14 protein-coding genes are annotated in these 12,343 nt (G+C 51.6%); all 14 read right to left on the bottom strand.

All coding sequences use genetic code 11. The features are described from left to right. Positions 1-557 (bottom strand): F0F1 ATP synthase subunit beta (locus D6694_01750; GenBank protein ID RMH47630.1); only part of this gene is annotated, 557 nt, incomplete at its 3' end. A gap of 42 nt (positions 558-599) precedes the next feature. Next, on the bottom strand, positions 600-1,463 hold the full coding sequence (locus D6694_01745) for a F0F1 ATP synthase subunit gamma (GenBank protein ID RMH47629.1): 864 nt from the start codon (positions 1,461-1,463) through the stop codon (positions 600-602). A gap of 65 nt (positions 1,464-1,528) precedes the next feature. Then, on the bottom strand, positions 1,529-3,076 hold the full coding sequence (locus tag D6694_01740; protein ID RMH47628.1) for a F0F1 ATP synthase subunit alpha: 1,548 nt from the start codon (positions 3,074-3,076) through the stop codon (positions 1,529-1,531). A gap of 13 nt (positions 3,077-3,089) precedes the next feature. Beyond that, on the bottom strand, positions 3,090-3,617 hold the full coding sequence (locus D6694_01735; protein ID RMH47627.1) for a F0F1 ATP synthase subunit delta: 528 nt from the start codon (positions 3,615-3,617) through the stop codon (positions 3,090-3,092). A gap of 12 nt (positions 3,618-3,629) precedes the next feature. Next, complete coding sequence (locus D6694_01730; GenBank protein RMH47626.1) at positions 3,630-4,100, bottom strand: F0F1 ATP synthase subunit B; 471 nt, start codon at positions 4,098-4,100, stop codon at positions 3,630-3,632. A 43-nt stretch (positions 4,101-4,143) separates the two neighbouring features. Next, positions 4,144-4,425 (bottom strand): F0F1 ATP synthase subunit C, encoded by a 282-nt coding sequence (locus tag D6694_01725; protein RMH47625.1) that lies wholly within the window; start codon positions 4,423-4,425, stop codon positions 4,144-4,146. 45 nt (positions 4,426-4,470) lie between these two features. Further along, on the bottom strand, positions 4,471-5,307 hold the full coding sequence (locus D6694_01720) for a F0F1 ATP synthase subunit A (GenBank protein ID RMH47624.1): 837 nt from the start codon (positions 5,305-5,307) through the stop codon (positions 4,471-4,473). A 27-nt stretch (positions 5,308-5,334) separates the two neighbouring features. Further along, entirely contained in the window at positions 5,335-5,721 is a 387-nt protein-coding gene (locus D6694_01715; protein RMH47623.1) for a F0F1 ATP synthase subunit I, read from the bottom strand. Between the two features lie 188 nt (positions 5,722-5,909). After that, positions 5,910-6,812 carry a ParB/RepB/Spo0J family partition protein gene (locus D6694_01710; GenBank protein ID RMH47622.1) on the bottom strand — a complete coding sequence of 301 codons (903 nt, stop codon included), beginning with the start codon at positions 6,810-6,812 and terminating at the stop codon, positions 5,910-5,912. Between the two features lie 14 nt (positions 6,813-6,826). Further along, on the bottom strand, positions 6,827-7,609 hold the full coding sequence (locus tag D6694_01705) for a ParA family protein (GenBank protein RMH47621.1): 783 nt from the start codon (positions 7,607-7,609) through the stop codon (positions 6,827-6,829). A 7-nt stretch (positions 7,610-7,616) separates the two neighbouring features. Further along, positions 7,617-8,258 (bottom strand): 16S rRNA (guanine(527)-N(7))-methyltransferase RsmG, encoded by a 642-nt coding sequence (gene rsmG, locus D6694_01700; GenBank protein ID RMH47620.1) that lies wholly within the window; start codon positions 8,256-8,258, stop codon positions 7,617-7,619. Continuing rightward, complete coding sequence (gene mnmG, locus D6694_01695) at positions 8,258-10,150, bottom strand: tRNA uridine-5-carboxymethylaminomethyl(34) synthesis enzyme MnmG (protein RMH47619.1); 1,893 nt, start codon at positions 10,148-10,150, stop codon at positions 8,258-8,260. The genes rsmG and mnmG overlap by 1 nt, the downstream gene beginning before the upstream one ends. 151 nt (positions 10,151-10,301) lie before the next feature. After that, on the bottom strand, positions 10,302-11,678 hold the full coding sequence (mnmE, locus tag D6694_01690; GenBank protein RMH47618.1) for a tRNA uridine-5-carboxymethylaminomethyl(34) synthesis GTPase MnmE: 1,377 nt from the start codon (positions 11,676-11,678) through the stop codon (positions 10,302-10,304). Continuing rightward, positions 11,656-12,343 (bottom strand): membrane protein insertase YidC (locus tag D6694_01685; protein ID RMH47617.1); only part of this gene is annotated, 688 nt, incomplete at its 5' end. The genes mnmE and D6694_01685, both read right to left, overlap by 23 nt.

Raw genomic sequence — 12,343 nt, 5'->3', positions numbered from 1 at the left:
TTACCTTCACGTGTCCGCTCGCCGACACCAGCAAACACTGAGTAACCGCTGTGCTCGATGGCGATGTTTCGAATCAGCTCCATCATGTTCACGGTTTTACCCACACCAGCACCACCGAACAGACCGACTTTACCACCTTTTGCGAACGGGCAGATGAGGTCGATCACTTTAATGCCTGTCTCAAGCAGCTCGTTCGTTGCCGCCAGTTCAGCATACTCCGGCGCTTTCCGGTGAATTGGCATGCGCTCTTCGGCTTCGATGGGCCCAGCTTCATCCACTGGGTTACCCAGCACGTCCATAATGCGTCCCAGCGTCGCCTTGCCGACTGGTACCGAAATCGGCGCGCCCGTGTTGGTCACTTTCATGCCGCGCTTGAGCCCTTCAGATGGCCCCATCGCAATACAGCGCACGACACCGCCTCCGATCTGCTGCTGCACCTCAAGCGTCAGACCGTTTTCTTCAATTTTCAGGGCATCATAGACACGAGGCACCGAGTCACGCGGGAACTCCACGTCAACGACGGCGCCGATAATTTCAACGATGCTACCAGTGCTCATAATGTGTTTCCTCTATGCATTCAAATCCAAACCTGGTCAATGTCAGACGGCCGCTGCGCCCGCAACAATCTCTGACAACTCTTGCGTAATGGACGCCTGTCTTGCCTTGTTGTAAGCAAGTTGTAGGTCGTCTATCAGTTTACCGGCATTGTCGGTTGCCGCCTTCATCGCCACCATGCGGGCTGCCATCTCACAGGCGACATTTTCGACGACCGCTTGATAAACTAACGATTCAATGTAACGCGTCAGCAATTTATCAAGCAGGGACTTAGGATCCGGCTCATAGATGTAGTCCCAAGTATGACGTGGCGCCTGGGAGTCTTCGTGTGGCTTGATTGGCAGCAGCTGCTCGACCTTGGGCGTCTGCGTCATGGTGTTGACGAAATCGTTATATGCGAGATAAAGCCGATCAATTTCGCCGTCTTCGAACGCATCCAGCATCACCTTGACAGTGCCAATGAGGTCGGCAAGTTCCGGCTCATCACCGAGATGTGATGCTTGCGCCAGCACCTCGCCTCCAAAGCGCTTGAAGAAAGCAACCGCCTTCTGACCGATAAGGCATAGCTTGATTTCGACGCCTTGATCGCGCAATTGCTTCATATGTGATAAAGCTGCTTTGAAGAGGTTGATGTTCAAGCCGCCACACAATCCGCGGTCTGTTGCGACCAATATGTAACCAACTTTTTTGACATCCCGTTCGATGGTGAACGGATGCCGATATTCCAAGTTGGCTTTGGCCACATGACCAATCACCTTGCGCATATGGTTGGCATAGGGTTTGGAGGCCGCCATGCGATCTTGCGCCTTACGCATTTTGCTCGCGGCCACCAGCTCCATTGCGCTGGTGATTTTTTGCGTATTTTTGATGCTCCCAATTTTGGAGCGAATCTCTTTAGCGCCTGACATCTGTCTTTTCCGTTTGCTGGTTCAGTTTACGGCGAGCGGATGCCTGACGGCATCCGCTGTCCACCTTACCAAGTTTGGGTTTCTTTAAATGTGACAACCAACTTTTCCAACTCAGCGGCGATCTGGTCGTTGTAGTCACCCGTTTCATTGATGCGATCGAGCAGTGACTTGAACTCACGTCGCGCGTAGTCGAGTAGGGCAGACTCAAAATCACCGACCTTCTTGAGTTCAACGTCTTTCAGGTGACCTTTTTCTGCGGCATACAGTACCACCGCCATTTCTGCCACACTCATTGGGTGGTACTGCTTTTGTTTCATCAGCTCAGTGACGCGCTGCCCGTGTTCAAGCTGGGCGCGTGTGGCCGCATCGAGATCCGACGCAAATTGGGCGAAAGCCGCCAACTCACGATACTGAGCAAGGGCCAGACGAATACCACCACCCAATTTCTTGATGATCTTGGTTTGTGCCGCACCACCAACACGAGATACGGAAAGACCCGCGTTGACCGCCGGACGGATACCTGCGTTGAACAGGTCGGTTTCCAAGAAGATCTGACCATCGGTGATGGAAATGACGTTGGTCGGCACGAAGGCCGAGACGTCACCGGCTTGTGTTTCGATGATCGGCAACGCCGTCAACGAACCAGTCTTACCTTTGACTTCACCATTGGTCATTTTCTCGACATAGTCCGCGTTGACGCGAGCCGCGCGTTCAAGCAGACGAGAATGCAAATAGAACACATCACCGGGATAGGCTTCACGGCCCGGCGGACGACGGAGTAACAGGGAGATCTGACGATACGCCCACGCTTGCTTCGTTAAGTCGTCATAAATAATCAAAGCGTCTTCGCCACGATCACGGAAATATTCACCCATTGAGCATCCGGCAAACGGCGCAATGTATTGCAATGCTGCCGATTCAGACGCCGAGGCAGCGACGACGATGGTGTGCTCCATCGCGCCATGCTCTTCGAGCTTGCGCACAATGTTGGCAATTGTTGACGCTTTCTGACCAACAGCGACATAAATACATTTAATGCCTGTGCCTTTCTGGTTAATGATTGTATCAACAGCAACCGCGGTTTTTCCGACTTGGCGGTCACCAATGATCAATTCCCGCTGGCCACGGCCAATCGGGATCATCGAGTCAATGGCTTTAATACCAGTCTGGACTGGTTGAGACACCGATTGACGCGTGATCACACCTGGCGCAACTTTTTCAACCGGCGACGTATAAGGCGTTTCGATTGGACCTTTACCATCAATCGGGTTGCCGAGCGCATCGACGACACGTCCCAACAACGCTTCGCCGACCGGCACCTCGAGAATTCGGCCTGTACACTTGGCCGTCTGTCCTTCAGCGACACCGGTGTAATCACCGAGCACCACAGCACCAACCGAATCACGCTCAAGGTTCATGGCCAATGCGTAACGACCGCCGGGCAACTCAATCATTTCGCCCTGCATCACATCGGCAAGACCATGAATTCGGATAATGCCGTCGGAAACACTTACGATGGTACCTTCGTTACGAGCTTCCGTTTTGATATCGAGCTTCTCAATGCGCTCGCGGATCAGCTCGCTAATTTCAGTAGGGTTCAGTTGCATCTTCATGCTCTATGTCCTGTCAGGATGCTAAAGTTTCAGCCATCTTGGCGATTTTGGCACGCAATGAGCCATCTATCACCAAATCGCCAGCCTTGATTATCGCGCCACCCAAGATCTCGGGATTGACATGGTTGTGGATGTCCACTTGTTTGCCGAGTTTGTTCGCCAAACGCTCAGCAAATTGCTTCTGCAGTTCGTCATCCAACGGCACCGCAGAAATCAATTCTACATCCACCTTCGATTCCCAAGCCTTTTTGTATTGAACGAACAATTCCGCCACTTTGGGTAATAACAGCAGACGGCCTTTTTCGGCCATCACGCGCAGAAAAGCACGAAAGGCATCATCAAAGGCCGGGTGTTCAAACAAGGCCAGCTGCTCTTCGGTGGTTAACTCAGGGTTGGTCAACAAATTGTGAACCTCGCTGTCCTGAGCAATCGCCGCAGCCAACGCGAGCGCCTCTGACCACGCCTCCAAAACGCCTGCTTCGCGTGCGTGATCAAATGCCGCGCGGGCATAAGGTCGTGCTAGGGTGGCCAGCTCTGCCATGCGTTCAACCTCTTACAATTGGGTAGCCAGCTTGGTAAGCAGGTCTTTGTGGTCCTGCTCATTGAGGCTACGTTCAATGATTTTTTCGGCGCCAGCCACAGCCAGCTCTGCCAATTGTTCGCGCAACGCTTCACGTGCCCGCTGAACTTCCTGTTCAAGCTCAGCCATGGCACCTTTTTTGATGCGCTCCACCTCAGCCTCGGCATCTGCTTTGGCTGCGTCGACAATTTCGGCATGACGACGATTGGCTTGTTCGATCAATTCAGCGGCTTTTTGTTTTGCTTCGCGCAAGATTTCGGCCGCTTTTTGTTGTGCCAACTCTTGGTCTTTGGCACCACGCTCAGCCGCCGCCAGCCCTTCGGCGATTTTCTTCTGGCGCTCTTCAATGGCCGCGATGATCGGCGGCCACACATACTTCATACAGAACCAGACAAAAACGATAAACGCGATTGTCTGGCCGATGAGAGTTAAGTTCAGGTTCACGTCAGCGTCTCCTCTGATTTAATTCAGTGACGGAGCCGCTGAATCACCCTGCAACAGCGGCTTTCAACTGGTCGATGAAAGGCGTCGTAAACGCAAAGAACAAAGCAATACCAACACCGATAATAGCCACCGCGTCCAACAGACCAGCGACGATAAACATTTTAATTTGCAGCATCGGTACCATTTCCGGTTGACGCGCAGCACCTTCGAGGAACTTACCGCCGAGCAGGCCCATGCCGATACCAACCGCCAAGGCACCCAAGCCGATCAGAATGGCGATGGCCAATACTTTGTAGGTCAAGATAGAGGCAAATAAAGCTTCCATTGTTGTCTCCTAGTTGTTACAAGTTGAAGTTAACGTAAATCAAAATCAATGCTCTTCGGCTGCCATGCTGAGATAAACAATCGTCAGCATCATGAAAATAAATGCCTGTAAAGTGATGACCAAGATGTGGAACACCGCCCAAGCAAAGTGCATGGGCAATTGCCACAAACCAGTCAAGGCGATCAGAATGAAAATCAGTTCGCCAGCATACATATTGCCGAACAATCGCAGTGCGAGCGATATTGGTTTGGCCAGTAGGGAGGCGCCTTCAATAATCAGGTTGAACCAGCTCAACCAAATGGTATTGAACGGGTTAAGTGTCAGCTCTTTTGCAAAACCGCCAAGCCCCTTAATTCGAATGCTGTAGAACAAAATCAACAAAAACACCGAAATTGACAAGGCAAACGTCGAATTCAAATCGGTGGACGGCACCACTTTCAGATAAACATGGTGTGGATCAGCACCAAAAACAGTATGACCAATCCATTGCGCAAGCATGGGTAACCAATCTACAGGAATCAGGTCCATAAGATTCCACAGGAAAACCCATACGAAGATTGTCAGCGCCAATGGCGCAATCAAACGACTTTTGCCAGGATAAGTGTCATTCACATTGTCATTGACAAATTCAACGAGGATTTCAACAAACGCTTGCAGTTTGCTTGGGGTGCCGCCGGTGGCTTTCTTGGCAACGCTGCGGAAGATCCACAAAAACAGAACACCTAACAGCAGGGAGATCACCATGGTATCCACGTTAATTGCCCAGAACCCTGCTTCTGCACAATTACCCAAGTGCCAGTGGCCATCCAACTTGCACAACTGCATGTTTTGCAAGTGGTGACCAATGTATTGGGTGCTCGTCATTCCACCTTCTGCACTCATAATTGCCCCGTCAAATTTTCTGTTGTACTACCGCAGCCAAAGAAGCGCACTGCGTTGCACCAAAAATCCGATAACCATAGCCGCCAACAATGGCCCGGGCGCTGCCTTGCCAAACGCAAAGGCAACCGCCAGTATGGCGATGGTGACAGCCATCTTAACGGTCTGCCCCCAGTAAAAACTCCGCACAATCTTTCTGGCGTTTGATGCGCCCCCATACCGGAAAGCCTTTTTGGCCAGAACCCAGTTTGGGATAACGATCGCCGCACCACCCCAGAGCGATGACACCATCGCATGTGTCCCCGCGTATAAAAAAACGACCAGCGACCATAGAAGCACTGCGATGGCTTGTCGGCCTACCAGTCGATGTGCCAGCCGATGGCCCGGTTCGTTGAGCCTGTTTCGATTTTTAGTCATCGGCTTGGCGTCAAATTGTTTCTTGCACGTCAGGAATGAGAATAGATCTCATCCGTCATCGGCATAGAGGCGCGAATTATACGGCCTCAGCGGCCTTATCGCAATAAAGGGATGAACATTTTTTAACCGAAAACAAGCACCTACTATAAATTGTGGTGCTCTTATTCCAGTAACACTAGTTATAGTGTTTATTCTGTCGACTTGATGCCAAGCCGAGCAAGCAGCCCTTCCAGAACTTCGAGATTGGCATAGCGAATCACCACTTCGCCCTTATTTTTTGTTTTCATACGGATTTGGACCGGCGTGCCCAATTGCTCACTCAATTGTTGTGAAAGACGCGCCACATCGGCATCGGATTGTGCGTTGGTCTTGTTGGTTGATTTGCCTTGGAGTGTTTTTTTGACAAGGCGTTCGGTTTCACGCACTGTCAGCCCTTTATCAACGACTTGGCGCGCAACAGTGATTTGCTTGGCCTCGGGAAGCGTCAACAGCGCACGCGCATGCCCCATGTCCAGGTCGCCACGTTCAAGCATTGTGCGCACCTCGGGCGCAAGGTTGAGCAGCCGTAAAAGATTGGTCACCGTGGTTCGTGATTTTCCGACGGCTTCGGCCACTTGCTGGTGGGTCAAACCAAATTCGTCCATCAATCGCTGCAACGCCATCGCTTCTTCAACCACATTCAGATCTTCACGCTGAATGTTTTCGACCAACGCCATGGCGATGGCCGCTTCATCCGGAATATCGCGTATCACACAGGGGACTTCCTTGAGCCCAGCGCGTTGTGCAGCACGCCATCGACGCTCCCCCGCGATAATTTCATAGCGCTCCGAGGCAATCGGACGCACAACAATTGGCTGAATCACGCCTTGCGAGCGAATTGACTCGGCCAGCTCGTCAAGGCCTTCTTCTGTCATATCGCGACGCGGTTGATACTTACCTCGTGTCAGCCATTCGACCGGAAGGTTTCGCAATTCTTCATTTTGTTTCAGAACCTCAATGGCCTCAGCAGGACTTGAGATTTGTGATTTGGCGTGTAATGAACTTTTTTCGAGTAGTGCGTTTATGCCGCGCTTTAACCGCTTATTTGCCATGGTGTTTTCCCAATTTATGCTGTGGTTTCTCTCGCTTCGGCCCGACGTAATAGTTCGCCCGCCAGCGCCAGATACGCTTTGGCACCAGCCGACAAGCGATCGTGATACATCACTGGCAGACCAAAACTTGGTGCCTCAGCAACCCGCACATTGCGAGGAACGGGGGTCCGAAACACTTTATCTCCAAAGTACTCATGCAATTCATTAGAAACCTCGGTCGCCAGACGATTTCTGGGATCATACATGGTTCGCAAGACGCCTTCGATTTCAAGCGATGGATTGTGGGTCGCTTTGACTTGTTGGATGGTCTCCAGCAATGCGGTTAAACCTTCCAGTGCGTAGTATTCACATTGCATCGGAATAATCACCGAATGTGCCGCGACCAATGCATTGAGCGAAAGCATATTTAGGGCAGGCGGGCAGTCCAGTAAGATGTAGTCAAATTTATCGACCACGGCTGAAAGCGCCTTTTTTAAACGAAGGTGCGGTGCCTCAACCTCAAGCAAATGGACTTCAACCCCCGTTAAGTCGCCATTGGCAGGCACAATGTGGTAGCCGGCTTGTTCGGCGTTGATCATGACGCTTTCAATTGAAGCACCTTCAACAAGCACATCAAATACTGAGGTTTCTAAGTCATATTTGTCGACACCGCTGCCCATCGTGGCATTGCCTTGCGGATCCATATCGACCAATAGCACGCGCCGCTTAGTGGCCGCGAGTGAAGCACCAAGATTGATGGTGGTCGTGGTTTTACCCACACCGCCTTTTTGGTTGGTGATGGCAATAATTCTGGCCACGATGCAATTACTCCGACTTGTTGTCACAAATTTCCGGAAGACATAGATTAACTAGATGTCGGTCCGCTGTCAGCCCCGGAACATGAATCGGCCGAATTTCCTGAACGGTGATACGCTTTGGCAGGGCGGCAAGTTCCTCTTTTGGATACTTGCCCTTCATCGCTAGCAATTGACCGCCGGGGGCCAAGTGGGTACACCAATCGACAATATCTGGCAGTGTCGCAAAAGCGCGACAGACAATTGCGTCGACTCGTAGATCTAATGCTTGGACGCGCGCATGGTGAACACTGACATTCTTGAGTCCAAGCTCGTGCACCATTTGTCGAACAAAACGTAATTTTTTGCCGTGGCTGTCAATCAGCGCAAAATGTTTGTCTGGCAACGCGAGTGCAAGTACCAACCCGGGAAAACCGCCACCCGTACCAACATCGGCAATACGTTCACCTTGCAAAAAGGGCACAGGTGAAAGTGAATCCAACAGATGTCGCGACAGTATCGCTTCCGGATCCGTAATGGCAGTCAAATTATAGGCCCGATTCCATCTCAGCAGCTGCTTCAATAAATACAGTCCACCGTCAATGAGTCGCACCGTCGGTGTGACGCCGAGCGCTTGGATGCCATCTTGCCATTGTTGTTTAAGCGCTTCCATCAAGCACTCTTGGTGTGTTGTAGGTCGCGTTTTTTCAACGCGATAAGCAACAAACTGATCGCCGCAGGGGTGATGCCGGAGATGCGAGACGCCTGTCCAATCGTTTGTGGCCGTATGCTCGATAATTTTTGCACCACCTCGTTGCTCAGGCCTGCGACCTTGGCATAATCAAAGTCGTCGGGCAGGCGTGTTTCTTCATGGCGCCGAATTTTTTCGATTTCCTGCTGCTGACGTTCAATGTAGCCAGCGTACTTGACTTGTATCTCTATCTGCTCTGCGACCTCTGGATGCTCAGCAAGCCAAGCAAATTCTGGCAAGTCGATGAGATCGGCAATGCGCAGTTCTGGTCGACGCAGCAAATCACTGTAACGGTACTCACGTTTGATAGGCCCACCCAATTTGTCACTCAGCCCTTGTGAAATAGGTTTGTCCGGATGAATCCAAGTGTTGTCCAACTGATGTCGACCTTTTTCAACCGCGTTTTGTTTGGCTTCAAAGCGTCGCCACCTGTCATCATCGACCAATCCCAGTTCGCGTCCGATGGGTGTCAATCGAAGGTCGGCGTTGTCCTCACGCAATAAAAGACGGTATTCCGCCCGGGAAGTGAACATCCGATAGGGTTCTTGCGTGCCTCGAGTGATCAGATCATCAATCAAAACGCCGATGTATGCCTGATCGCGACGTGGTGTCCAAGGTGCTAAGCCCTTGGCTTGACGAGCGGCGTTGAGCCCGGCTATCAGTCCTTGCGCTGCCGCCTCTTCGTATCCCGTCGTCCCATTAATTTGACCGGCAAAATATAATCCGGTGATCACTTTGGTTTCCAGTGACGCTTTGAGCCCTCGTGGATCGAAAAAGTCATACTCAATGGCGTAACCAGGCCGAACGATGTGGGCATTCTCAAAACCTTTAATCGATCGGACCAAGGTCAATTGAACATCAAATGGCAAGCTGGTTGAAATGCCATTCGGATAAAGCTCTTGGCTCTTCAGGCCTTCCGGTTCGACAAAGATTTGATGGCTGCTTTTGTCAGCGAAACGTACGACTTTGTCTTCTATAGACGGACAGTAGCGCGGACCAACCCCTTCGATCACACCAGTAAACATCGGTGAGCGATCGAGGGCTTGGCGAATGATGTCGTGGGTTTTTTCGTTGGTATGGGTGATATGGCATGGCACCTGTGGTGGATGCTCATCTCTCGAGCCCACAAAACTGAACACTGGTGTGGGTTCATCACCTGGTTGCACTTCCATCACGTCGAAGTTGACGGTTTTTGCGTCAATTCGTGGTGGCGTACCGGTTTTCAATCGATCGACGTGAAACGGTAGTTCGCGCAAACGTTGCGCCAGAGCAATGGCGGGTGGATCACCGGCTCGGCCGCCACTGTAATTTTCAAGACCAATATGGATGCGACCACCAAGAAAAGTGCCAACCGTCAAGACCACTGCGGCGGCATAAAAATCCAGTCCCATAGCGGTACGCACGCCAACCACACGCTCTCCTTCGAGGATCAGATCGTCCACCGCTTGCTGGAATAAGCGAAGGTTGGGCTGCCGTTCAAGCGCATTTCGGATGGCCACTTTATAAAGTTGTCGATCGGCTTGCGCGCGTGTGGCGCGAACGGCTGGGCCTTTGCGCGCATTGAGTATGCGAAACTGAATGCCTGCCCGATCAATGGCTCGGGCCATAATGCCACCCAGTGCATCAATTTCTTTGACCAGATGGCCTTTACCGATCCCACCAATGGCAGGATTGCAGGACATCTGCCCCAAAGTGTCCAGATTGTGCGTCAGCAGTAAGGTTTTGGCACCAAGCCGTGCAGACGCAAGGGCCGCCTCTGTGCCCGCATGGCCGCCGCCAACAACAATGACATCAAAAGTTTCGTGGTAACGCATGTCTGCACGCCGATCTCCGCATGAAGGGCGCACATGTTACAACGTGTTGGACAAAAAATGAACAGTTTGCTGTGTCAAACCACGTCCTCGGTTTTTTGACAGGGCCAAGCGCGTTGAACTGTCACCTTTGAGGTCAAAACGGTGACAGATCCTATTTGCCAATACAGAAGGAAGAAAAGATACGTCCCAACAGGTCATCACTGGTAAATTCGCCGGTGATTTCACTGAGCGCCTGCTGTGCCTGACGTAAATCTTCCGCGGCCAATTCTCCGGCCCCCAGTTCCACCAACGCGACTCGTGCCCGTTCAATCAAACTTTGCGTTTTTCTTAATGCGTCAATATGTCGCGTTCTCGCCATAAACGGTGTTTCACCCATTGTCGACACACCGGCCACGTCAGAGATAGTCTGTTTTAATAAATCCAAGCCCATTCCTGTTTTTGCTGACAGCCAAACGACTGGCGTATCATTGACTTCCTCCTTCTTGGGCTCGGCATTGAGCGTATCAATCTTATTAAACACCCATATTTTTGGTACTTGGGTTACCTCTCCATCAATCACATCACGCCAGTATTGGTCAAGGTCATTCGGCTGTTCATGGCTTGCATCAATCACCACGAGGACAAGATCGGCCGAGGTTAACGCGTGACGAGCGCGTGCCACACCTATCTTTTCGACCACATCCGATGTCGCTCTCAGCCCCGCGGTATCAATCAATTCCATTGGCACGCCACCGAGGTGCAAATTTTCGCGAACAATATCACGTGTGGTTCCGGCAATTTCCGTCACAATGGCCGCATCCTTGCCGCACAGCGCATTTAACAAGCTTGATTTGCCGGCATTTGGGCGACCGGCGATCACCACAGTGATCCCCTCTTGTAGGCGGGCCCCTTGCTGGGCACATTGAAGGGTTTGTCGAACTTCATCCAACAAAGCATCCACACGTTGATGGAGTGATTGGTCAGACAAAAAATCGATTTCCTCTTCAGGAAAGTCGATGGCGGCTTCAATGTACATGCGAAGCGCGATCAACGACTCAAGGAGTCGGTCAACCACTCTTGAAAATTCCCCCTGCAAGGAACGCATCGCGCTGCGAGCTGCCTGGATGGTCGTGGCACAGATCAGGTCGGACACCGCTTCCGCTTGTGTTAGATCAAGCTTATTATTGAGGAAGGCTCGTTCTGTGAACTCACCAGGTTTGGCGAGACGAGCCCCTGCAGCAAGCACCGCGTCTAACACAAGCTGCAGTACGACGGTGCCGCCATGCCCCTGCAGTTCGAGGACATCTTCACCTGTATAACTGGCGGGTGCTTGAAAGAATAGAGCGATCCCTTCGTCAATCACTTGCCCGGACGCATCTAGGAATTTTCCAAAGGTCGCTTGGCGAACAGGTGGGCAGCGTCCAAAAACTTTCTGTGCGATTTGTCGAGCCAACGGGCCTGACACTCGAACAATCCCCACGCCACCCCGGCCTGGTGGCGTGGCAATGGCGGCAATGGTGTCAGTATCAGGCGGATTTCCTGAGTTCATCTTTTTCCATCATCCGGGTAATGACCACCTGCTGAATGATCGATAAGGTGTTGTTCACCAACCAGTACAGGACCAAACCTGACGGGAAGAATAGGAAAAAGACGGTCATCATCACCGGCATAAACTGCATGATTTTTTGTTGCATGGGATCCATATTGGGCGCCGTCGGCTGCATCTTCTGCATCACCCACATGCTGACCCCCATCAGGAGCGGCAAAACATAGTATGGATCTTGCGCCGAAAGGTCCTGAATCCACGCAAAGAATGGAGCATGGCGAAGCTCAACCGACTCCAACAATACCCAGTACAAGGCAAAAAACACTGGCATTTGTAATAACAAAGGCAAGCATCCGCCAAGCGGGTTGACTTTCTCTTTGCGATACAACTCCATCATCGCCTGCGACATTTTCTGGCGATCATCGCCGTATCGCTCTTTAAGCGCCTGGAGTTTGGGTTGTAGTTTGCGCATTTTGGCAAATGATCGGTACTGGGCGTTCGAGAGCGGGAATAAAAGAAGCTTCACCACAATTGTCACCAGAATAATAGCGACCCCCCAGTTCCCAACGAGGCTATAGAACGCTTTCATCAGCCAGAAAAGCGGCTGTCCGATCCACCACAACACCCCGTAATCGACGGTTAAGTCAAGGCCCGGCGCAATTTCCGCC

It is taken from the genome of Gammaproteobacteria bacterium (assembly GCA_003696665.1).
Taxonomy (GTDB): domain Bacteria; phylum Pseudomonadota; class Gammaproteobacteria; order Enterobacterales.
Note: the sequence above shows the minus strand (reverse complement) of the source record. Positions and strands in the feature narration are given on the sequence as shown.

Bases quoted from the DNA above. Each gene is read 5' to 3' on its own strand.
- D6694_01745 (RMH47629.1), bottom strand. From the start codon at position 1,463: ATGTCAGGCGCTAAAGAGATTCGCTCCAAAATTGGGAGCATCAAAAAT.
- D6694_01740 (RMH47628.1), bottom strand. From the start codon at position 3,076: ATGAAGATGCAACTGAACCCTACTGAAATTAGCGAGCTGATCCGCGAG.
- D6694_01735 (RMH47627.1), bottom strand. From the start codon at position 3,617: ATGGCAGAGCTGGCCACCCTAGCACGACCTTATGCCCGCGCGGCATTT.
- D6694_01725 (RMH47625.1), bottom strand. From the start codon at position 4,425: ATGGAAGCTTTATTTGCCTCTATCTTGACCTACAAAGTATTGGCCATC.
- D6694_01720 (RMH47624.1), bottom strand. From the start codon at position 5,307: ATGAGTGCAGAAGGTGGAATGACGAGCACCCAATACATTGGTCACCAC.
- D6694_01715 (RMH47623.1), bottom strand. From the start codon at position 5,721: ATGACTAAAAATCGAAACAGGCTCAACGAACCGGGCCATCGGCTGGCA.
- D6694_01710 (RMH47622.1), bottom strand. From the start codon at position 6,812: ATGGCAAATAAGCGGTTAAAGCGCGGCATAAACGCACTACTCGAAAAA.
- rsmG (RMH47620.1), bottom strand. From the start codon at position 8,258: ATGGAAGCGCTTAAACAACAATGGCAAGATGGCATCCAAGCGCTCGGC.
- mnmG (RMH47619.1), bottom strand. From the start codon at position 10,150: ATGCGTTACCACGAAACTTTTGATGTCATTGTTGTTGGCGGCGGCCAT.
- mnmE (RMH47618.1), bottom strand. From the start codon at position 11,678: ATGAACTCAGGAAATCCGCCTGATACTGACACCATTGCCGCCATTGCC.